The sequence below is a fragment of the Pseudovibrio flavus genome (genome assembly GCF_009711345.1).
GTDB classification, from domain to species: domain Bacteria; phylum Pseudomonadota; class Alphaproteobacteria; order Rhizobiales; family Stappiaceae; genus Pseudovibrio; species Pseudovibrio flavus.
In genome coordinates this window covers 179,263-200,961 of sequence record NZ_SMMA01000060.1, presented here as the reverse complement: position 1 = coordinate 200,961, position 21,699 = coordinate 179,263, and the positions used below count along the sequence as shown (strand labels likewise).

The 21,699-nt window shown below is 51.2% G+C and carries 16 protein-coding genes and 1 tRNA gene; 10 read left to right on the top strand and 7 right to left on the bottom strand.

Going from position 1 to position 21,699, the window contains the following annotated elements:
- Nucleotides 1-158: 158 nt before the first annotated feature.
- From E1162_RS09245 to E1162_RS09230, 4 genes are read right to left on the bottom strand one after another with little or no spacing between them, the layout of a single operon-like run.
- Complete coding sequence (locus E1162_RS09245; protein WP_155129824.1) at nucleotides 159-1,298, bottom strand: ABC transporter permease; 1,140 nt, start codon at nucleotides 1,296-1,298, stop codon at nucleotides 159-161.
- Complete coding sequence (locus E1162_RS09240) at nucleotides 1,295-2,212, bottom strand: ABC transporter ATP-binding protein (protein ID WP_155129821.1); 918 nt, start codon at nucleotides 2,210-2,212, stop codon at nucleotides 1,295-1,297. Before E1162_RS09240 ends, E1162_RS09245 begins: the two co-directional genes overlap by 4 nt.
- Before the next feature lie 15 nt (nucleotides 2,213-2,227).
- Nucleotides 2,228-3,172: an HlyD family secretion protein gene (locus E1162_RS09235; protein WP_155129818.1), complete on the bottom strand. Its 945-nt coding sequence runs from the start codon at nucleotides 3,170-3,172 to the stop codon at nucleotides 2,228-2,230.
- 3 nt (nucleotides 3,173-3,175) lie between these two features.
- Complete coding sequence (locus E1162_RS09230; protein WP_155129815.1) at nucleotides 3,176-3,844, bottom strand: CerR family C-terminal domain-containing protein; 669 nt, start codon at nucleotides 3,842-3,844, stop codon at nucleotides 3,176-3,178.
- Between the two features lie 358 nt (nucleotides 3,845-4,202).
- Between E1162_RS09230 and E1162_RS09225 the strand changes: the two genes are divergently transcribed.
- The 8 genes from E1162_RS09225 to E1162_RS09190 all read left to right on the top strand — a co-directional run bounded on the left by E1162_RS09225 (nucleotide 4,203) and on the right by E1162_RS09190 (nucleotide 12,654).
- Nucleotides 4,203-4,292: transfer RNA gene (locus tag E1162_RS09225), tRNA-Ser, on the top strand.
- A gap of 292 nt (nucleotides 4,293-4,584) precedes the next feature.
- Complete coding sequence (locus E1162_RS09220) at nucleotides 4,585-5,829, top strand: carbohydrate porin (protein WP_155129812.1); 1,245 nt, start codon at nucleotides 4,585-4,587, stop codon at nucleotides 5,827-5,829.
- A 127-nt stretch (nucleotides 5,830-5,956) separates the two neighbouring features.
- Nucleotides 5,957-6,520 (top strand): hypothetical protein, encoded by a 564-nt coding sequence (locus E1162_RS09215; RefSeq protein WP_257098879.1) that lies wholly within the window; start codon nucleotides 5,957-5,959, stop codon nucleotides 6,518-6,520.
- A 353-nt stretch (nucleotides 6,521-6,873) separates the two neighbouring features.
- The gene (locus tag E1162_RS09210; protein ID WP_155129809.1) at nucleotides 6,874-7,869 is read left to right on the top strand and encodes a TRAP transporter substrate-binding protein; all 996 of its coding nucleotides are present in this window, start codon (nucleotides 6,874-6,876) and stop codon (nucleotides 7,867-7,869) included.
- An 84-nt stretch (nucleotides 7,870-7,953) separates the two neighbouring features.
- Entirely contained in the window at nucleotides 7,954-8,490 is a 537-nt protein-coding gene (locus tag E1162_RS09205) for a TRAP transporter small permease (protein ID WP_155129806.1), read from the top strand.
- A 3-nt stretch (nucleotides 8,491-8,493) separates the two neighbouring features.
- Nucleotides 8,494-9,780, top strand: a complete 1,287-nt coding sequence (locus tag E1162_RS09200; RefSeq protein WP_155129803.1) for a TRAP transporter large permease — start codon at nucleotides 8,494-8,496, stop codon at nucleotides 9,778-9,780.
- A 16-nt stretch (nucleotides 9,781-9,796) separates the two neighbouring features.
- Nucleotides 9,797-11,461 (top strand): dihydroxy-acid dehydratase, encoded by a 1,665-nt coding sequence (gene ilvD / locus E1162_RS09195; RefSeq protein WP_155129800.1) that lies wholly within the window; start codon nucleotides 9,797-9,799, stop codon nucleotides 11,459-11,461.
- A 185-nt stretch (nucleotides 11,462-11,646) separates the two neighbouring features.
- Nucleotides 11,647-12,654 (top strand): LacI family DNA-binding transcriptional regulator, encoded by a 1,008-nt coding sequence (locus E1162_RS09190; protein ID WP_155129797.1) that lies wholly within the window; start codon nucleotides 11,647-11,649, stop codon nucleotides 12,652-12,654.
- Nucleotides 12,655-12,729: 75 nt separating this feature from the next.
- Here E1162_RS09190 and E1162_RS09185 read toward each other — a convergent pair whose 3' ends face one another.
- From E1162_RS09185 to E1162_RS09175, 3 genes are read right to left on the bottom strand one after another with little or no spacing between them, the layout of a single operon-like run.
- A complete protein-coding gene (locus tag E1162_RS09185) occupies nucleotides 12,730-15,849 on the bottom strand; it encodes an efflux RND transporter permease subunit (protein ID WP_155129794.1) in 3,120 nt (1,039 codons plus the stop codon).
- Nucleotides 15,850-15,864: 15 nt separating this feature from the next.
- Complete coding sequence (locus tag E1162_RS09180; RefSeq protein ID WP_257098878.1) at nucleotides 15,865-16,968, bottom strand: efflux RND transporter periplasmic adaptor subunit; 1,104 nt, start codon at nucleotides 16,966-16,968, stop codon at nucleotides 15,865-15,867.
- Nucleotides 16,969-16,994: 26 nt separating this feature from the next.
- Complete coding sequence (locus E1162_RS09175; protein WP_155129792.1) at nucleotides 16,995-17,702, bottom strand: TetR/AcrR family transcriptional regulator; 708 nt, start codon at nucleotides 17,700-17,702, stop codon at nucleotides 16,995-16,997.
- A 243-nt stretch (nucleotides 17,703-17,945) separates the two neighbouring features.
- Between E1162_RS09175 and E1162_RS09170 the strand changes: the two genes are divergently transcribed.
- On the top strand, nucleotides 17,946-20,651 hold the full coding sequence (locus tag E1162_RS09170) for a PAS domain-containing protein (RefSeq protein ID WP_155129789.1): 2,706 nt from the start codon (nucleotides 17,946-17,948) through the stop codon (nucleotides 20,649-20,651).
- Between the two features lie 607 nt (nucleotides 20,652-21,258).
- A partial coding sequence (locus tag E1162_RS09165; protein ID WP_257098877.1) for a porin occupies nucleotides 21,259-21,699 on the top strand: 441 nt, incomplete at its 3' end.

The window sequence follows — 21,699 nt, the reverse complement described above, 5'->3', positions numbered from 1 at the left end:
CTGGATACCGGAGCAAGTCCGGTATGACAGAATGTGAGCGGTTTAGAATGTTGGTGTGATCCAAGCAACGGAACTGATACCGCGCCCTTGTAGGGCGCACGTTAGTATTTAATATGTGATGCTTGAAACCTAGTGGTCTTCCTTCGCGCTTGCTTTCTTTAGTCCAGCGTTCTCTTGAAGCGAAGTAGGGCCATTGCTGCGAAAACTACGACGAATAGAGACAAGGCTTGTACGCTGCTCGTAACTTGAGAAAGTTCCGCGCCCTTCAAAAGAATTCCGCGTACCGCTCTTAGGAAGTGGGTGAGGGGGAATATTTCTCCCAACGTTTGTGCCCAGTCTGGCATGCCCTTGTAGGGGAACATAAAGCCAGAAAGAAGTAGAGACGGAAGGAAGAAGAAGAATGTCATTTGCAGTGCTTGCATTTGTGTTTTGGCAAGGGTCGAGATGAAGTAGCCAAGCAACACGAGCGCAAGAACGAATATAAGGGTCACGCCCAGTAGAAGCGGAATGCTGCCGATATAGGGGATAGAAAACAGTATCTTGCCTGCTGTTAAAATGACCAGGATTTGTACCGCGCCAACTGCGAGGTAGGGCAGGACCTTGCCGAGCATGATTTCAATTGGGCTTGCAGGAAGCGACAACAGGTTCTCCATCGTTCCCCGTTCTATTTCGCGTGTGAGTGCGATTGATGTCATCATTACCATTGTAAGCTGCAAAATGACGCCAAGAAGAGCCGGAACGACGTTGTATTGGGTGATGCTCTCTGGGTTATAAAGCCGGTGAACGACAACCTCAGGGAAGTGAGGGTTAGTAGCCGCTGTCATATCACTTTGAGGTGGCATGACGGGCCGTAGACCTTTCTCGACGATTTGGGGGAGGGCCGAAATTGCACCGCTTGCTGCTGCAGGGTCTGTTGCGTCCGCATCCATGAGTATGCTTGGGCTTTCGCCCCTCTCAATACGGGTTCCTAAATCATGAGGCAGCGTGAGCACAAAGGTGACATCTCCGCGTACAAGCAGTTCGTTTGCCTCCGTAGGCCCGACGCCCATGTGGGTGACTTCAAAATAGTCTGATGTTTCCAATGCGCTGATTATGGCGCGGGAGTATCGATCATTCTGCAGATAGGCGACTGCTGTTGGCAGGGATCTTGGGTCATTGTTGATTGCGTAGCCGAACAGGATCAGCTGGACAATGGGAATACCAAGCATCATCGCAAAGGTAATTCTATCTCTGCGCATCTGGATGAATTCTTTACCCAGCATGGCAAGCAGGCGGCGAAGGGAAAAGAAGCCTCTCATTGCATATTGTCCTGACTGTTGGCCATAAACTGGATGAAGACGTCTTCAAGGCTAGTGGCTTGCGGTGTGATTGCGAGATGAGTGTGACTTTCAAAAGGCTGTAAAGCTGCTCTAAGTGCCTTCTCGTCTGTTCCGGTAATATGCAATGCATTGCCAAAGGGGGCGACTTGCTCCACGCCTTCTGCGCCGTGAAGAGACTTTGCTATTGCTGCAAGGTTTTCACCAGTGATGGAGAAGGTGATAAGACCCGAGCCGGTGATCACTTCATCCAGCGTTCCGTTTGCCAGCAGCTTGCCGTAGGAAATGTAAGCGATCCGGTGGCAGCGCTCTGCCTCGTCCATATAGTGAGTGGAGACAAGCACGGTCATACCGCTTGCTGCAAACTCGTGGATTTCCTCCCAGAACTCTCGTCTCGCTTTAGGGTCAACACCTGCAGTAGGCTCATCAAGAAGCAAAAGATCGGGTTTGTGCATTGTACAGGCAGCAAGCGCAAGTCGCTGCTTCCAGCCCCCTGATAGCTGACCTGCCAGCTGCTTTTTACGAGAGGTCAGACCGAGCTTATCAAGTGTGGTCTCAACAGGTCTGCTTTTGCTTGGTAGGCGATGAAGACGGGCTACGAAACGCAGGTTCTCTTCTATTGAGAGGTCTTCATAGAAAGAGAATTTTTGCGTCATGTAGCCGACTTTATTTTTGATCTCCAAGCGCTGCCGAAGCAGGTCATAACCAAGCACGCTGCCAGATCCACTATCCGGCTTTAGCAGACCGCACATCATGCGGATGCTTGTTGTCTTGCCTGAGCCATTTGGGCCAAGAAAGCCAACAATCTGACCTTTGCCGATTTGAAGGGTGACGTTGTCTACGACAGTCTTTGAGCCGTAACGTTTTGTGAGAGACTGAACATCAATCGCATACATGGTGACCTCTCAGCGTTAGCGGGGTAGCTGAACGTCAACGATCTGGCCAGGCGCGAGCGTTGTGTTTTCTGTCTCTGGGAGGGCCTCGACGCGGTAGACGAGTTTGTCGCGCACATCCAACGAGTAAATTACCGGCGGAGTAAACTGGGGGCCTTCTGCCAGATAGCTAATACGCGCCGGAACTTCTTCAGCACAGCCGGAGCACGTCGCTTCTACACGTTTGCCAAGGGAGAGGCTGGAGAAGATTTTCTCTGGCACGAAGAATGTAAGCTTAGTCTCACCTGCTGGCAGCATAGTGAGGACCGGTGAGGACGGCCCTGCAATTTCGCCCTCGCGGCGCGTGATATCGATAACGCGTCCATCTGCTGGCGCGTAGACCTGACGGTTCTCCAATCGCCACTGAGCTTGCTTTAGAGCTGCTACAGCTTGGTCGTAGGCACTTTGTGCAGCCTGTATCTGGTCTTCTCTAGCTGGAAGGCGGGCAACGTCCAGCTCGGACTGCAGCTGCTTCACACGAGCACGTGCCACATCCAGCGCTGTTTGTGCTTCATCCAGCTGGGCCTGCGAGATAACAGCGCGATTGAACAGCCCTTCAAAGCGTTTAAAGACGGATAGAGACTGGCGCGTTTGAACCTCAGCAGAATCCAGCGTTGCTTCTAGTACTGCGATTTCCTCTGGCCGCTTTCCTTCTTTCAGGTCGTTGAGCGAGGCCTGAGCCTTCTTCATCGCGGCTTCAGCCTCTGCCACCGCTAAACGGGCGTCTTCTTTCTCCAGCTGCGCCAGTAATTGGCCTTCCTCGATCTTGTCACCGCGATCAACAAAGAGTTGAATGACCTGGGCACTGTCTACCGGTGCAGGGCGCACATACTCGCCTTCTACATAGCCGGGAAATGCGCCTTGCTGAGATGAGCAGAGCGAGAGTAAGCCAGTGATGATGGGAATGGAACACACAAATGACATAGGCTACTCCTTAACGCTGGCATCAAGCAGCGCGATGAGATTTTGTTTTATTACTGCTGCGATCTTGGCTGCCTCGTCAGGGCCAATGCTCTGCCATTCCATGCGCTTGGTCACGATGTTTCTGGCAATTCGGAAGTAGATGATTGGGCCAATAACAGCGAAAAGCTGAAGGCGAACAAACTCAGACTCTGGTGAGGTGTTGGTTGCTTTGGCCCAGACCTGAGTGATGTTCTCCAGAACAGGACCAAATAACTCCTCATAGAGGAGAGGGAGCGTGCCATTTGGCCGATTTGCTTCATTCAGAATAAATGGAACGATAAGGCTGGCCTTGTGTTGTAACTGGGTGAAGGCAACCATCTGGTCTACGAGAGACAGCATTATAAGGCGTGCTTGTTCAGCGGACATAGTTTCAAGACTACCGCCGTTGCTGTGCCTGCGCATTGCAACGCGGCCCAATGTGCGCCCAACGTAGTGGGCACAAGCTTCACGCAGTCCGTCCTTGCCGCCGAAATGGTAGGCAATTGAGGCGATGTTCGTTCTCGCTAATTGGGCGATCTGACGTGTTGAGGTTGCTTCAAACCCTTGAGACCCAAAAAGCTCCAGCCCTGCTTCAACAAGAACCTTTCTGGTGCGCATGGCGGCGAGGGAGGTCGACTTTTCTTGCTTGTTCATTTGCTTTTCAATAAATCAATCGATTGATTGAAAATATGAGAAACTAGAATTTTGCGCAAGGGTGAATCTGTAAAGAGGCTGCGACGCGGGTGGTAGGGGCGCTGAAACTCATAAATTTCAACGCTGTAGAAAATTATTTCGTTCGTAGTGGAGATTTTTTACTTTTGGTGAAGCTCGAAAATATGGTCTTTCGACCAAAATGCAGGACGCTGATCTCTTTGATGTTACGGGAAACTGCGAATTTTTATGGGCTCATGGCTGAATAACCCTGCTTCTTCACAGGGTAATTTTGGTTTCCACAGGCTTGGTTAGAAAACTCTCTTGAATTTCAAACCTGGCGTGGTATCTACGCCGTCAAGGACACGTGGCCGAGTGGTCGAAGGCGCTCCCCTGCTAAGGGAGTAGGCCCGGAAGGGTCTCAAGGGTTCGAATCCCTTCGTGTCCGCCATTTTCCCTCTACATTGATGGTTTTGAGCAAGCGGTAGACGCTTGTTTCTGTTTGCAGTTTGTCTGCATTAATTTCCTCCGCGCCCTTGTTATCTTCTGGTATTAGTGATCTGCCTTATTCCAGCTGTGGAATCTGCAGGAACTGCCAATATTTGCGTGTCTCTGTGCTCTGCTAATTTACGCGGGCAGGCTGTCCGTACCCAAATCAATAAACTTTACTGTCTGCTGGTTGGAGGCTTTTTCGTTTTGTTGCGAAGGAGTGCGGTTCATTGTGCAGACGCAGTTTTCAGCGAATGGTCATCGTAACCGGTTGGTTTTTATGGTTATTGGCGAGTTTGGGGAGCACCTCTGCTGTCTACGCCAATGACAGTGTTCTACCGTGGTTCAATTGGCAAAAGGCTACTGATGACTGGGGTGGTATCCGCACAAAGCTTAACGATGCTGGCGTAGATCCCGAGCTAAACTACACGACTGACATTCTGTTCAATCCCATCGGTGGCTTTAATCAAACCGGAGCCTATGCAGACCTGTGGGAGGGAAGCTTTAACTTCGACCTCAATCAGCTGGCAAATTGGCAGGGAGCTGATCTATTTATCGGCCACGTCTATTCCGGCGGTGAAGACTTAAGCGGTAAAGCCATTGGCAACATCTTTGACGTTGCTCAGACCTATTCCGGTCAAGGCTGGCGTTTGACCCGCGTAAAGCTGACACAGCAGTTCTTCGATGATCGTTTTGAAGTAGCCCTTGGCCGACTATCTGCTGGAACTTATTTCGTCACGAGCCCTGTTGGCGACTACTATGTCAATTCCGCCCTCAATGATAACCCCGCAGGTGTCTTCTATAATATTGACTCCCTTTTTACCTCCACGCGGGCGCAGTGGGGCGTTCGTGCTGCCGCTCGTTTTACCTCTGATTTTACGGTTGCAGCGGGTGTATATAATGCTGACCCGTCAGTGGGAGATACCGATAAGCATGGTTTTGACTTTACGCTTAATCCCAACAAGGGCGTTTTGGTGTTATCGCAGGCGACATGGAAGCCAACCTTCCTTCATCGTGGGCAGGAGCTTCCGGGTGCTTACCGCTTTGGTGCCTACGTCGATACCAGCAGGTATTATGAGATAGACCCGCGCATCACCGACCCCTCTTACATTCGTGGGAGTTGGGGGCTCTATTCTATTGTCGAGCAGATGGTCTATCAGGAGAAGGGGGATGAAGGTCTAACGCTCTGGGGTTCTTTTGTAATCGCGCCGCAGCAGTCGATCAGTACGCTGCCGTTTTCAACTTATCTGGGAACCTATTACAAGGGGCTCTTCGAACTGCGCCCAGATGATGTAACCGCAGGTGTTATTGGCGCCGGCTTTTTTAGCGAAGATCTTCCGGGGCAGTCCTCTGAATGGTTTATCGAACTAAACCATCGGTTCCAGTTCGCGCCATGGTTCTATCTGACAACGGATTTCCAGTACATCGTCAACCCATCAGGGCGGAATTCCATTGATGATGCAGCGGTCGTCGGCACAGAAATCTCTATTACCTTCTGAGCGCTCGGCCTCACGTACTCAACCAGCGTAAGCACACCCGTTAACCCACACGGTGTGTGCTGTCCTGCTGCTCCACGTGCTGTGCTAGTCTTTTCCGGTCTCTCAAAGATCTGGAAAGGTTGAGCCTATGGAGCCCATTACCCACTCAGAGCGCATCGAGCACCTACTGGGACTTTATTCAGAGCAGATAGGGGAAGACCTACCCGGATACAGAAATCACATCTATCGGGTACTGAGCTACGCACTCTATTTTCTTGGCGATCAGGATCATCCCAAGCGCCCCGACATAGAAGTGGCACTTGCCTTCCATGACCTTGGTATGTGGACTGATCACGATCTAGCGTATCTGGAGCCCTCAATAGGGCAGTTCGAAAAAGCCAAGAGTGAAGGGTTGCTTCAGGATCAGGTGGATACTCAACTCGTGCACGACATCATTTTCTGGCACCACAAGTTCACGCCGTTTCGAGGTGAGGACGCAGAGGTCGTCAACGCCGTTCGAAAGGGTGACTGGATTGATGGTTCCAAAGCGATCTTCCGAAAAGGTGTGGCGAAAGAGGATATCGACAAGGTCTATGCCGCTCTTCCTGTAAACGGTTTTTATGACACGCTGATGCGGTTGGCCTCTGATCTCAATAACGGGCATAAAATGGGTGGCCTGATGCGGGTGCTGCACCGTGTCTATAAGCTCTAGGGGAGGGGCTTCTGTTGGCGTTAAATGACGCGCGCTTTTCCTAATAAGAACCATTAGCAATAATTGCAGGTTCTCAAAGAGTTATAATCATCAGAACCCTGCTAAAAATGTGCAAAAATAAAAACGTTTTAGCAAACTTTTTCCAGTGAGAGTGAGGCAGCACGTCACACGGTAAAATTCGTATGAAAAACGAAAATATAAGAAGACCTTACGGAAGTTTAGGGTTTAATTAAACGTTTTAGCATGCTGCCGAAACGTTTATGCAAATCTCCCTACTTGTGAGATACCAGTGCTGTCAGCATTCTCCTCCCAGCTTGGAATAAACGCTAACCTTCTAAATTGGGAGTAAGAAAATGAAACGTTTAGCCATCGCATTGGCTGCATCCGCAGTGATGTTCACTGGCAGCGCACTGGCTGCTGATGTGACCTTGAAAGTTGCCCATGGTGCACCAGAAACCATGCACATGCACAAGGCATGGGAAAAGTTCAAGGAACTCGTCGAAACCCGCACCGAAGGCGACATTGAAGTCGAGATCTACCCTGCTGGTCAGCTGGGTGAAGGCCGTGAGCTTCTCGAATTCGTTCAGATGGGTGAAATCGATCTGAACGCTGAAGCTGTTGGCGTTCTGTCCGGTTGGGACGATCGTTTTGCTGCAACCGAACTGCCATACACCTTCGCAAACCGCGACATCGCTCGTAAGGTATTCGATGGTGAATATGGTGACTGGCTTGCACAGGAAATGGAACCAATCGGCTTCAAGTCTTTGGGCTGGTGGGAAATTGGTATCCGTCACCTGACCAACTCCAAAAAAGCTGTCTACACTCCTGAAGACGTTGATGGTCTGAAACTGCGCACCATGCAGGTTGATGCACACATCAAAGCTTGGGATCAGCTGGGTGCTAACCCAACCCCTATGGCTTCCGGCGAAGTATACTCTGCACTTCAGCAGGGCATCATCGACGCTCAGGAAAACCCGCTGGGTAACATCCAGAGCATGCGTACTCACGAAGTTAACAAGTACATCTCTCTGACCAACCACGTGTACTCTGCTTATGCGGTTGTAATGAACCCGGACAAGTTCAACAGCCTCTCTGAAGAGCACCAGAAAATCGTTGCGGACGCGATCAGCGAAGCTTCTGACTATCAGCAGCAGATCATCCGTACCGAAGAACCTAAACTGGTTGATTGGTTCCGTAGCCAGGGCAACGAAGTTAACGAGTTGTCTGCAGAGCAGATGGCAGTGTTCCAGAATGAGATCAAAGCTCTCAAGCCAGACTTTGAACGCATGGTTGGCGCTGACACCTATAAGCGTCTGATGGACGCTGTAGCAAAAGCTGAAGCAAGCTAAGCCTTAGCCTCTAGAGGAGGGAGGTGGTTTTCCGCCTCCCTTTCTCCCACTTCTCCCCATCAATAATCCCAGTGAAATGTCGTTATGAAACTACTCCGTTATCTCGATGATAACCTGGAGCGCGATCTTCTGGTTGTTTCTCTTGGCACTATCGCAATCCTGATCTTCGTTCAGGTTTTCATGCGTTATGTCATGCAGAACTCGCTATCATGGTCTGAAGAAGTCGTACGTTGGTTGTTTGTATGGTTCATCTGGATCGGCATCAGCTACGGCTATAAAACTCGCAAGCACGTTGCGGTAACCGTTCTTACCGGCCTTCTTTCCAAAAGAACCCAGCTCATCCTTGGCCTTGTAGTCTCTGCTATTATGTTGGTTTTCTTTGCTTACATGGCTGTTCGTGGTCATGATCAGGCAACCAACCGCTTTGTTATCAAGCAGACCTCTCCGGTTCTTTTCATTCCGGGTTCCGAAACCCGCATTAGTCTGATCTTCCTCTATTACTCTCTGCCGCTTGGCGCGTTCCTCGCATCTATTCGCGTGCTGCAGAACATTTTTGAAGATATCCGCAGACTGAAAAACAACGATTTCGCAGAGGAAACTCTCGATCTGCCAGGAGCGTAACCTATGTCCGGTTTAGTTCTGTTCTTCGGCTTCTTCGGCCTTGTTCTTATTGGTATGCCGATTGGCGCTGCTCTTGGCGTTGCATCCCTTTTTGTTATGACCTTCCTGCCGGGTACTCCAAGTGACATCTTGTTGCTCAAGAGTGCGGTTATGGGCGGTAACAACTTCCCGCTTGTTGCTGTTCCTATGTTCATTCTCGCCGGTGACATCATGCAGTCCGGTGGTCTTTCCCGCCGTATCGTGGGCATGGCTGCTCGCGGCGTGGGCCACCTGCGCGCAGGTCTGGCATATGTGAACGTTCTGGCGTCCATGTTCTTTGCAGCTATTTCCGGGTCTTCCCCTGCAACCGTTGCTGCAATTGGTTCCAACATGATCCCTGAAATGGAAAAGCGTGGCTATCCGCGTGACTTTTCCGCAGGTCTGACTGCTGCAACCGGCATGCTGGGCGTTATGATCCCGCCATCCATCCCGTTCATCATCTACGGCGTGACCTCCAGCCAGTCCATCGGCAAGCTGTTCATGGCTGGCCTCATTCCGGGTCTCTTGTTCGGTGCGGCTTACATCATCGTTGCCCGCTACGTGCTGCGTGACCGTGATGATCTGGTTTCCACCAAGGAAGAACTGGCAAAAGAACGCGCTGAAAACAAAGATGGCAATGCTATCTGGGCGCTTCTCGTTCCAATCATCATTCTTGGTGGTATTTACGGCGGTATCTTTACTCCAACTGAAGCTGCTGGCGTTGCGGTTATCTACGCGCTGGTGATTTCCCTGTTCGTTTACAAGGAACTCAGCTTCAACGAACTGCCAAAGATCCTTGCCCAGTCCAGTTTGACTGCTGCGACCTGTCTGGTGATGGTGGTTATGGCATTTGTGTTCGGCCGTCTTCTGACTATGGAACAGATCCCTAATCAGGTTGCTGAACTCATCACTTCGTTCTCCGATAACAAACTTGTGATCATCCTTCTTCTCAACCTTGTGTTGTTGGCTGTCGGTATGTTCATGGAAACTGTTGCGGCGATCATCATCCTGACACCGATCCTTCTGCCAGTTGCTATGGCTGTGGGCGTGGATCCAATCCACTTCGGCGTCATTCTCACCGTGAACCTTGCTATCGGTTTCTGTACGCCTCCACTTGGTGTGAACCTGTTCGTTGCTTCCAGTGTTGCGAACATTTCCATCGAGCGTGTGTTCAAGGCCCTGGCACCATTCTTCATCGCAATGCTGATCTGTCTGACTCTCGTCAGCTACGTTCCGCAGATCTCGCTGTTGCTGCCGAACCTCTTCGGATAACCATAAGGAAAAAACAATGTCGAAGCGTTCAGATATTATCACTAAGGGCTATGCCGCCGCGAACCAGCGTTCCATGCTGAAAGCTGCTGGCATGAGTGATAAGGACCTTGACGAAAAACCGATCATTGCTGTCATTCATGCATTCAATGAAATCATTTCGGGCCATCATAACCTGCGCGAACTTTGCGAACGCGTTAAGTATGGTGTGTACGAAGCGGGCGGTTATCCTTTCGAGATGACCATGCCGTCCATCTGTGACGGTATTGCAATGACCCACGTGGGCATGCACTACCCGCTCGCAAGCCGCGAGTTGATTGCAGACGCAATCGAGGTTCAGATTCAAGGTCACCAGTTTGACGCGATGGTTTTGATCACCAACTGTGACAAGATCACGCCTGCAGCTCTCATGGCAGCTGGACGTCTGAACATTCCTACCCTGCTGCTTTCTGGTGGCTGCGCAGAACCGGGTGCGCTCGACGGCCGTCTTCTTGACGGTTCCATGATCTGTGAAACTGTTGGTGCCTATGCTGCTGGCAAAATCACCCACGAAGAACTGATCGCTCGTGAAACAGTTGCAATTCCTACAATTGGCTGCTGTGCGCACCTTGGTACTGCCAACTCCATGAACATTATGGCAGAAGCACTCGGCATGACCTTGCCAGGTTCTTCCACCATTCCTGCAACTTACTCTGAACGCCGCCGCCTTGCTAAGGAAGCTGGCGTGAAGATCATGGAGCTTTACAACAAGCAGGTTCTGCCTCGTCAGATCATGACCCGCGAAGCATTCAACAACGCTATGGCTGTAGATATGGCGATTGGTGGCTCCACCAACACCATGCTGCACCTGCTGGCGATTGCAAACGAATGTAAGGTTGAACTGAGCCTCGACGACTTTGATCAGATCAGCCGCGAAGTGCCAAAACTTTGCTCCTTCTCTCCAGGCGGTGAGTTCCACATTCAGGATCTGCACCACGCTGGTGGTCTGGCAACTGTTATGAAGCACCTCAAAGACGGCAACATGTTTGATGGCAGCGTGCTGACCGCAAACGCTGTAACCTTTGATGAGCTGATTGCAGATGTAAACGCAAAGAGCACCGATGTGGCTCGCTCTGTTGCGGATGCGTACAAGCCAGAAGGTGGTCTTGCTGTTGTATACGGTAACATCGCTCCAGAAGGCGCTGTGGTTAAGATCGGCGTAGTTGACGAGAAGATGAAGCAGTACACCGGTACCGCTCGCGTCTTCACCCGTGAAGAAGATGCTGTGACTGCAATCAATAGCGGCAAAATCGTACCGGGTGACGTTGTTCTCATCGTGTACGAAGGCCCTCAGTCCGGTATGCGCGAAATGCTTCTTCCAACTGGTTCCCTGTGCGGTGCTGGTCTGGACGACAAGGTTGCGCTTATCACTGACGGTCGCTTCTCCGGTGCTACCCGCGGTGCTGCTATCGGTCACTGTTCTCCAGAAGCAAGTCAGGGCGGTCCTATCGGTCTGGTTCGTGAAGGCGACAAGATTGAAATCGACCTGAAAGCGAAAACCATCAACGTTCTGGTTTCTGACGAAGAGCTGGACGAGCGTCGCAAGACCCACGTTCCACTTCCTCCGAAGGTCACCGAAGGTTACCTGCGTCGCTACGCAAAGATGGTTTCCTCTGCAAGCCTCGGTGCGATTTTTGAAGACTAAGAGGGTTTAAGTCTTCCTCCCGAAGTGGAGGGTAGGGGCGAATGCAATCTAGTTGCTTTGTTCTTGCCCTCCACTTTGCTCATTAAGATTACTTAGCGTTAAATTATTTATCCAGTTGACGTTTTTCGAGTTTTCAAGCATCGCTAGATGCAACTCTATTAAACAATAAATACTAGAAACTTTGCATGACCAAGCCCACCATCGTCGATATTGCCCGCCATGCTGGTGTTTCCATTGGAACCGTTTCCAATGCATTGAATAACAAGGGCCGCGTTGCTGAAAAAACGCGGAAAAAGGTCATTGCTTCGGCTGAGGCTCTTGGCTTTGTGCGCGACTATAACGCTGCACGCCTTAAGAGCGGCAAATCCAATCTTATCGGTGTTATCGTTGAAGATATCACCAACCCGTACATGTCCGAGCTGACTGTTTCGATGGAAACAGTGCTTGGTCGCAACGGGTATCTGCCAATTCTGGCAAACAGCTCTGACAAGCTGGAGCGACAGTCCCAGCTTATTGAAGAGATGATCGGTCATGGTGTGGCCGGTATCGTCCTCATTCCTTGTGCAGGAACCAGCTCCAAGGAAGTCGACCTCATCGTTTCAAGAAAAATTCCTTGCGTAACAACAACCCGTGAGTTGCCTGAGGCCCTGTTCGATTTCGTCGGTACGGACGACTATTTCGGCGCTCAAGATGTTGTTGGCCATCTTCTAGATGAGGGATGCCGTACACTGGTGCAAATCGGTGGTTTGGAAAACACCAGTACTGGCCGTCTTCGCCGTGAAGGTTTTTTCGCAGCTCATGCTGCACGTGGGATGGTTGCCAATAAGGATCTCGTTTTTCCCGGCGGAGCTTGCCGCGAATTTGGATACGAGACCGCCAAAATGCTTCTCGGCCTGAACCTGACGTATGACGGGATCGTGTGCCAGAATGACATCGTCGCCGCTGGCGTTTACATGGCTTATGCGGAAGCTGGTAAGCGCATCGGCGACGATGTCCGCCTTGTTGGCTTTGACTGCCTGATGGAAACGGCTGTTTGGGATCCACCGCTTACCACGGTGAGAGGTAATCCGGTTGCTATTGGCCACGACGTTGCGATGCTTTTGCTTCGCCGCCTTGAAGGTGACACCTCACAGGTGCGCCGCTTCCGGTTGACGCCGGAGCTGATTATTCGCCGGTCTTCAACCGGCAGATAGGTTTGCAACGCTAATACAGTTCAAAAAAAACGCCGCTCTTTTGGAGCGGCGTTTTTTGTTGTTCAAGTGAGCCAATCAGGCTTCTTCAAGGGCTTTCTTTGGAGCTTCTTCTTTAGCGGAAGGAGCTGCTGCAGGCACCATATCATCCAGCGGGTGATACTTGATGCGGTAGAAAGCGCAGTAAAGAGCAGGGGCTGCGATGAGTGTCAGAACCGTCGCAAACGCAAGGCCACCCATAATCGCCACGGACATACTGCGGAACATCGGGTCGATGACCAGAGGCGCCATGCCGAGGATGGTGGTGATTGCAGCCATACAGACCGGACGCATACGAGAAACGGTCGCGTCAACCACTGCCTGGAACTTCTCTTTACCTTCTTCGATCTGGATGTCGATTTCCTCGATGAGAACAATCGCGTTCTTGATGAGCATACCCGACAAGGACAGCACGCCGAGGATCGCCATGAAGTCCAGCGGCAGACCGGTGCCAAGAAGCGCCAGTGTTACACCGTTGATCGACATTGGTACCATCAACCAGATGATGAGCGGTTCTCGCAGCTTCGCAAACAGCAGGATCGAAATCACAATCATAACAATGAAGGTGATTGGAAGCTGAGCACCCAGAGCCGAGTTTGCTTCTGCTGAAGATTCATACTCGCCGCCCCATTCCATCGTGTAGCCGAATGGAAGATCGATATCTTCGATTGCAGGGCGGATACGGGCATGGGCTTCGGAAGACAGTTCGTCTTTGGAACTTGCGCCAAGGACGGTGATCGTCTTTAAGCGGTCACGGCGACGAATGAGCGTGTCTTCTGCAGCTGTCTCGATAGAGGTGGTTACCTGATCAATCGGAACATACTTGTTCTGCTGAGCACTCCAGACAAGGGTATCCATAAGGACATCCGAAGCTGTCTGGCCTTCGTTGCGGTTGCGCTTGACCATGATCGGGATGTTTTCATCGCCATCACGATAGCTGCCAGCCTGAATGCCGTTGGAGCTGAACTGGATTGCAGTTGCAAGATCACCACGGGTTACGCCAGCAATTCGGGCACGTTCTTCATCAAAGATCGGCTGCAAGACCAGTTCACGCTCACGCCAGTCGGTGCGTACGTCGGAGATCTTGTAGTATGGATCGTTGAAGATCGCACTTGCCTGTTCTGCGAGGGAACGCAGTACGTCAGCATCTTTACCGGAGAAACGAACCTGAATGTCAGCGCCGGTTGGCGGGCCGAAAACAAGACGTTCAGTATAGACGTTGGCGTTCGGGAAGTTCTGGGAACCGAACTCACGCACCTTTTCGGTGAGATCGTCGATTGTATCCGTTGTTTCCGTGCGAACGATGATCTGGCCGTAGTTGCCTGCTGCATCCTCAGGAGAGTAGGTCAGCATGAAGCGGGTTGCGCCAGTGCCTACAAAGGTGCTGGTTGCTTCTACGCTATCCAGACCAAGGATGTAGCTTTCCAGCTTTGCCATGTTCTTTTCGGTTGCCCGAATGTCGGTACCCTGCGGTGCCCAGTAGTTCACGTAGAACATTGGGGTAGAAGATGCCGGGAAGAAGGCAATGCCGACGAACTTGAAGCTCCACATACACACAGCAGACAGGGCGATAAGGCCAATGATTGTCAGCGGGCGCAGGCGCAGAGCCAGAACAAGCCACTTGCGGAAGAGGGTGTAGAGAATGCCGTTGTAAGGATCATCTTCACCGCCAAACACGTTGGTTTTGAAGAAGTACTTGCCAAAGAGCGGGGTGAGCAGGATCGCGAACACCCAAGACATCATCAGAGAAATGCCTACCACTGCGAACAGGGAGAACATGAATTCACCGGTGGTGTCTGGCGACAGGCCGATACCCGCAAACGCTGCAATACCGATTACGGTTGCACCTAGCAACGGCCATTGGGTTTGACGAACAACGCGGGAAGCCGCTGCAACAGCGCTTAGGCCGCGCTGCATGTTGATCATCATACCTTCAGCCACAACGATCGCGTTATCCACGAGCATACCCATCGCGATAACGAGGGCGCCCAGAGAAATACGCTCAAGCTCAAGGCCAAAAAGCTTCATCCAGAGCACGGTGGACATAACGGTCAGCAGCAGGGATGCGCCCACCACGATTGCCGCACGCCAGCCCATGAAGATGCCGAGTACGAGGATCACGATGCCAACGGACATGGCAAGGTTGTCTACGAAGGAGTCAACGGCCTTCTCAACCACAGTGTGCTGCTCGTAGATAGGGAAGATTTCCATACCGACAGGCAGGTTACGGCGGATGTTTTTCAGGTGCTCTTCAACAGCTGCGCCAACTTCTACAACGTTGGTATCTGCAACTGCGGACACACCAATGGTGACTGCGCGGTTGCCGTTGTAGTGGACGATTGCATTTGGAGATTCAGGTTCCTGAATTTCCAGCGTTGCAACGTCAGAAAGACGCACCATCGCAGTGGAACCAGCGCGGCCGATAACCAGATCTGCAATAGAACGGTAATCGTGGAATGCAGAGGTGGTTACGATGCGCAGGCGGTATTCACCGGAAAGGGTGCTGCCGTTTTCCTGCACTGCGTTTTCAGCGCCGAGCACGTTCATCACATCGTTCAGGGTGATGCCGAGCTGTGCAAGGCGGTCCTGAGAGATGTTAAGAACGATTTCGTCCTGAGGTTCGCCGAGAAGCTCTACTTTACCGACATTATCGACGGTGAGCAGCTCGCGGCGTAGCTCTTTAGCAGCGGTGCGGAACTGGCGGTTGCTATAACCATCAGCTGTCAGCGCATAATAGATGCCGAACACGTCACCGAAGGTGTCGTAAACGATTGGCGGACGGGTGCCAGTTGGCAGGGAGCTGGAAACGTCATTCACTTCGCGGCGAAGTTCGTCCCAGATCTGCGGCAGCTTGGAACCGTCATAAGTGTCGCCAATCTCGACCATGATGCGAGAAAGGCCCGGCTCGGATGTGGAGGTCAGACGCTTGAGCTGAGGCATCTTCTGGATTGCTGTTTCCAGCTTCTCCGTAACCTCTTCTTCAACTTCTGCAGCCGTTGCGCCCGGGTAAGCGGTGATGACCTGTGCCTGCTTAATCGTAAAGGCAGGGTCTTCTAACCGACCAATAGTAGACAGAGCCCATATACCCCCGAGGAGAGCAATGAAAACCACCATCCATATATTGACCGGCTTCTCAATTGAGTAGCGTGCAATATCCATGACTAAACTCTGCGTTTATTTGATCGGCTGGATAGTCTGACCAGACTGGAGAGATGCAGCACCTGCGGTGACGAAGGTTTCACCTTGGTTCAGGCCGCTAAGAACCGGAATGAAAGGACCCATGATCGGGCCGACTTCTACATAACGGCGTTCGACTTTATTGCCTTCACCAACAACCCACAGGTAGAGCTTTTTGTCCGCGTCAGAAACGACTGCTACTGTCGGAACGAGGAAGCCTTTTTCAGCAACTTCAGCAGAAGAAGAAGTCTCAACCTTAACGCTGGCGGTCATGCCAGGGTAAATGTCGATGCCGTCAACTTGAGGCATGGTCAGGGTTACGCGGTAGGTCTGGGTAACCGGATCAACTTCGGTAGAGTGTTCGCGGTAAGTGACAGGGAACTCTTTACCCGGCAGCGCTGCGAACTCAGCGTGGATCTTCTGGATGTCACCTTCATTGACGCGTGCAAACAGGGTTTCAGGGACGTTGATGTCTACCTGAATTTCGCTAACGTCCTGAACGCGTACAACGCTGGTGCCGCCCTGAATGATGGTGAAGTTATCAAGCAAACGGCGGGTGATAACTGCATCATAAGGAGCCAGCAGCTTGGTGTAACGCAGGTTACGTTCTGCGTTGTCAACTGCAACAGCTGCAAGGTCGTAAGCGGTTTTTGCGTTGTCGAAGGAGCCCTGAGAGACAACGTCTTTGTCTTTCAAGGTTTCCAGACGCTTGAGGTCCAGCTTCTTCTGCTCGAAGTTTACTTTGGCTTCGCGAAGAGCGCTTTCGTAGTCGGTTGGGTCGAGAGCAGCAATGAGATCGCCCTTCTTAACCATCTGACTTTCACGCACAGGCAACTGCACAAGCTGACCACCAACGCGGAACGCGAGGTCAACTGTCTGCACTGCTTCCACGCGACCAGCAAAGCTGCGAGTTGCGCTGTTAAGGTTCTGGGAAGCCTGCATCACTTTTGCAGGACGCGGAGCTTCCTCTTTTACGGTCTCCTCAACATCCTGCTGGCAACCGGCAAGCAGCAAGCCAGCGGCAATAAGCAGGGAAGAGGCCCCCAATAGTGGCTTTCTCCGGTGGAGCGCCTTGTTCATCTTCACTTCAAGGATAGGCATGGGTGGTATCCGTTTTTCGACCCGAATTAAAGGGAGATCGTTTCAGTGTTTTTCACGAGCAATTGCTCCAAGCGCTCGTATACGGGTTCAATGTTGTGGCTGAATTGTTCATCAAGGTTGAGAATCTGCCGCATATGCAGGCCGCCCAAGGTCAGGTTGATGATAAATGCAAGCACCTTGTCTTTAGCTTCTTCATCAATCTCCCGTTCCAACTGGCAGAAGAATTCTCGAAATGGGGTGATTATCTCTGGCCGTTCCGATGAAAGGGCCATCAGTGATCGCATGAGCTGGGTTTCGTGCCACTCGCGGCAAACCGTTAGCAGCGCTCCCAGATTAGGGGAGGCGCAGCCTTCTAAAACACGCTGAGCTTTGGCTGTCTCAATTCTTTCTTGGAATGATTGGACAAGCCTTGAGACGATACCAGTCAGAAGATCTTCTTTTGTACGGAAATGATAGAGCACGCCGCCCTTGGACATGCTTGCCCGTTGAGCCACGCCGACAATTGTCAGGTTGGAGAAGCCACTTTCGCAAATGATCGCTTCGGTGGCGTCCAGAATATTATTCACTGTCGCTGGTGACATCGACTCAATCCGAGTTTGAACTGTACCGTCTGGACGGTTTCTGTACCGTCTGGACGGTTTGGTGTCAATAAGCGACGTTTCTGTGTTTGCCATCACATTTGAAAAACAATATTGCAGCCATGGGATGGCAAGTTTGTTGCTGCGCAGGCGCATGCATAGCCTTTGTGGCAAGAGTATGTTCGAAGTGGCGACATACAGGATGACCCTTATTGGGCGGTGGTGCTTTGATAGTGCTCAAGAAATCAGGAAAACTGCTCAATTCAGCTCAAATTGTGCCGCTTTGTTAAGGCGCTCACTAACCAGTTTCCTAACCGCAATTTTAAATCCATCCCTGCACAATGCCTTGTCGGGCTTTGAGGTTGTTTCTCTCAGCCCCAATACAAAGAGGCGGTGTGAATGGCCCAAGAGACAGACAGAACGGTGGAGCTGGAACGCGGTGGTATGACCGGATTGCGGTGGACCCTATTGTTTGTATTTGTGGTTGTTTGTCTTATTGGGGCGCAGGGCTTTCTGTTCTTTAGCCTGCGCCAAAGTACTATGAACGAGCGTGTTCGCAATGTAGAGCAGGCTCTGACCGCGCAGGTCGAATCTGTTTTGAAAGTAAATGCCCAGAACGGAACGCTTCCCGAGTTCTTGGATAGGCTGGCTCCCGGATCTCGTTTGGAGTTGCCGGGCGTATATGGCCCATTCTCTCTCAGCCGTCGTAGCTTGAATGATAGCGGCTATAGAATTGATGACGACCATCTGGTTATCGACAAACGCATTTACGAAAGCTTCCATAATCATGAGGAGGCCCACGATGGCCTCTTCTTGATACAGAAGTTGCTGGCGGAGCAGGGTGAGGAGGAAGCATCAAAGCACGAGCAGCCTAACGGCGCTGCCGAAGTAAGCCAGTCTCACGTTGCAGCTGCTGACGATCATGGTCATGCCCACGACCATGGGCATGGTGATGAGCACTCTGCGCTGATTACGGATCAAAGCTTGGCTCAGCTAATAGGAAATCTTCGCGCTTCGAACTTCGATCACCTCAGGATCTACCATTGGGAGAAGGAGCAGGCGAACTCCTTTGACCTTTCTATTGCAATTGTATTGCCGCTGGATGGTGCTCCTGTTCTTATTGCAGATGGTTGGGTGCCCTATGACGCGCTACTGACTTCTGATCGTCAGCGTATTCTCTTTGCCTTCTTTGCGATCATTTTGCTGAGTGTCTTGGGCTTATGGCTCGCGCTTCATTTGAGAGAGAAGCGAAACCGCAAGGCGATGGAAGCCTTAAGGCTTACTGAAAACGTCAATCGCAGAACTCTAGAAGAAGCGGTGCGCAACAATGCTCGTATGACCACTCGATTGACCGCAATTCTAAACGGCACTTCCGATGCGATAATCACCTGCAAGGCCGATGGAACCATTGATGGCGTGAATATAGCAGCGACCGAGCTGCTGGGGGCAGAGCGCAATGCCCTTGAAGGGGCTGGTATAGAGACCTTCTTTGAAGGAGAGGGGATTGGAGACTTTAATCTGCTCGGTACTCGTGGGCAGTCGTCAGACGGAGTAGTTCAGGCGCAGGTTATTCGGTCTGACGGTCAGATTGTTGATGTGGAGGTTTTGGTTTCAGAATTCTTCTTGGAGAAGGAGCGGTATATTGCTCTTAATCTCAGGGATATATCTGAGCGGCTATCTGCTGAAGGGCTTGCGTCCACAGCCCAGCAGCAGTTGAGCGATGCCATTAACTACCTGCCTGACGCCTTCGTTCTCTATGACAAAGATGACAAGCTTCTGGTTTGCAACGAGCGTTATAAGGAACTCTATAAGACGAGCGAGGACTTGCTCGTGCAAGGCACATCGTTTGAATACATTATCAGGCAGGGCGCGCTGCGCGGACAGTACAATACAAACGGCATGTCCATCTCTGACTGGATAGAAAAGCGTCTTTCATATCACCAACGTGAAATGAGTACGATGGACCAGCGCCTTGATGATGGGTCGTGGGTGCGGGTGCATGAGCGCAAAACGCCCGATGGCCAAACCATTGGCTATAGACGCGACATTACTGAATCCAAAAAGAGAGACCATGCAACCCTGCGGCTTCTTACCCTCATGAGCGAACTGCTCGTTGATATGGGGCTTGCGTACCTGCTTGTCGATGCAAGCGGCAAGGTGATGGACTTTAGCGGGAATGCTGAAAAAGCTCTGGAATTGGACGGCGCTATTCAAAAAGGCGAAGCAGCTTCGGTCTATCTTCCATTAACAATGACGCTTGACGATCTCCCACCGGTTTCAATTTCGGGTAGCGGGGGCGACGAGGCAGACAAGCAAATCCTTTGGTCTGCTAAAGGGAGGAGTGAGTTTGCGCTGGTAGATTTCAACGGCGTAGCCTCAGGCACAATGATCCTTCTTATTAAGTCTGTAGCTACGAAAGCGTCTCAACTCGATCCGATTGATCTGGATGATGACTTGGAAGCGGGCTTGAAGGGTATACTGAAAAGGCGTGTGCACCCCACGCTGGTTGGACTCTCTGAACTATTGGCAGAGGTAGAGCAGGTTGGCTTTGAAGGTCATGCAGATTCCAAGGTGATCCGTAATGCGCTAGTCGCAGCTGCTGAAAGTCTGAAGGCTCTGAAACGCTGTTCGGATGGTGATGGGTGTGAAACCGAGGATAGTGAGTTCGATATTCGCTCATGGCTTCGTGATTGTATTGAAAACTCACCAAGCGTAGCTGGTCTATCATCCTCACTCGCTGTGGAAGTGTCTCCCGTTGTTCCGAAGCTGGTTCTAGCCGATCAGTTCTTGCTGAAAAAAATAATGGACGCAGCTCTGGAGGCTACCGGTCAGTGCGCATCAGAAACTGCACCGAGGATGCAGGTCGAAGCTGCGCCTGTCGATGGTGACGCGTTTGATCTACGTTTTTCTCTCCAATTTACGGGGGCGGGTAGAATGGCACGCCCCTTCGGAGGACGTGTTAGTGCGCGGGCGAGTACCTCAACGCTGTTGGAACTTGCAAAAACTGCGGGCCTACCAGCGGGGCAAACGAACTTACCGGATGGCCGGAGCGTGGTGTGGTTCACGTTCAAGGTACGCATTGCTGCGCAATCTAGGGTGGCCTAAGCGGCCAGATATACGGAGAAACTCGATGTTTTGGTGCAAGGGGATGAAATAAGTCCCACATTTATACATATAATTCCGTTTTGAATAAATAATATAAATTCTCGTAAATACTATAATATTTGGATTTTGATATGTATATATTTCATCGTTATATGTATAAAAATAGCTAAAAATAAACTTTTATTTCATTTATACGTCATAATAATCTTTCCTTGGCAATTTCCACAATATGAAAAAATATAGATAAATGTGTCGATGTGTGGGCATGTCGTGCCTATTGCCGAGTTTATCTTTTCATTCTTCATTCGCCCTCTACGAAATGTAAAATACGCAATAATACGTGTGTGTCATGCATATCACAGGTGTGATCGCTATCACATGTATTGGCGCTGCATAAGTAGATTTATCATTGATGTAAAAAAGGAAATGGCTAGTTTCACTCCTGCAAATCGACGGGTTATCCCACCGTTCAAAAGGGAAGCTGTAGATGGGAATGGGGATTCCTTCTGCGGTTGGTCGGTTGGCACAAGAGGGGTGAGCTTGCCTCGTTGGTGTCACAATCAGCGTTGCCAGCCTCCCAAATGAATTCTTTGGAAGGTCAAGAAGAATGAAATTCAAAATGATTGCTGCTGCAGTTGCAGCATCTGCAACTGCAGCACCAGCACTTGCTGCTGATCTGCCATCCGTTGAGCCAGTAGACTACGTACAGACTTGCGACGCTTTCGGCGCTGGTTTCTTCGTACTGCCTGGTCAGGACACCTGCCTGCGCGTTTCCGGCCGCGTTCGTACCGAACTGCGCGTAAACAACTTCGCAGACGGCGGTAACTGGGGCGACGAAGGCAAGAAGGACATGGACTTCTTCGCACGTGGTTACGTTCGTCTCGACGCACGCACCCAGACCGAACTCGGTCTCGTACGTTCTTACACCAGCCTGTCCATGAACACCTCTTCTGACGACGCTGCTGGCATCTACTTTGAATCCGCATACGTTCAGGTTGGCGGTTTCTTCGTAGGTCGTGACTACTCCCAGTTCGACGTTTGGACCGGT

Bases quoted from the DNA above. Each gene is read 5' to 3' on its own strand.
- E1162_RS09245 (WP_155129824.1), bottom strand. From the start codon at position 1,298: ATGAGAGGCTTCTTTTCCCTTCGCCGCCTGCTTGCCATGCTGGGTAAA.
- E1162_RS09235 (WP_155129818.1), bottom strand. From the start codon at position 3,172: ATGTCATTTGTGTGTTCCATTCCCATCATCACTGGCTTACTCTCGCTC.
- E1162_RS09185 (WP_155129794.1), bottom strand. From the start codon at position 15,849: ATGGATATTGCACGCTACTCAATTGAGAAGCCGGTCAATATATGGATG.
- E1162_RS09220 (WP_155129812.1), top strand. From the start codon at position 4,585: ATGGTCATCGTAACCGGTTGGTTTTTATGGTTATTGGCGAGTTTGGGG.
- E1162_RS09240 (WP_155129821.1), bottom strand. From the start codon at position 2,212: ATGTATGCGATTGATGTTCAGTCTCTCACAAAACGTTACGGCTCAAAG.
- E1162_RS09230 (WP_155129815.1), bottom strand. From the start codon at position 3,844: ATGAACAAGCAAGAAAAGTCGACCTCCCTCGCCGCCATGCGCACCAGA.
- E1162_RS09170 (WP_155129789.1), top strand. From the start codon at position 17,946: ATGGCCCAAGAGACAGACAGAACGGTGGAGCTGGAACGCGGTGGTATG.
- ilvD (WP_155129800.1), top strand. From the start codon at position 9,797: ATGTCGAAGCGTTCAGATATTATCACTAAGGGCTATGCCGCCGCGAAC.
- E1162_RS09200 (WP_155129803.1), top strand. From the start codon at position 8,494: ATGTCCGGTTTAGTTCTGTTCTTCGGCTTCTTCGGCCTTGTTCTTATT.
- E1162_RS09210 (WP_155129809.1), top strand. From the start codon at position 6,874: ATGAAACGTTTAGCCATCGCATTGGCTGCATCCGCAGTGATGTTCACT.
- E1162_RS09205 (WP_155129806.1), top strand. From the start codon at position 7,954: ATGAAACTACTCCGTTATCTCGATGATAACCTGGAGCGCGATCTTCTG.
- E1162_RS09175 (WP_155129792.1), bottom strand. From the start codon at position 17,702: ATGCGCCTGCGCAGCAACAAACTTGCCATCCCATGGCTGCAATATTGT.
- E1162_RS09180 (WP_257098878.1), bottom strand. From the start codon at position 16,968: ATGCCTATCCTTGAAGTGAAGATGAACAAGGCGCTCCACCGGAGAAAG.
- E1162_RS09215 (WP_257098879.1), top strand. From the start codon at position 5,957: ATGGAGCCCATTACCCACTCAGAGCGCATCGAGCACCTACTGGGACTT.
- E1162_RS09190 (WP_155129797.1), top strand. From the start codon at position 11,647: ATGACCAAGCCCACCATCGTCGATATTGCCCGCCATGCTGGTGTTTCC.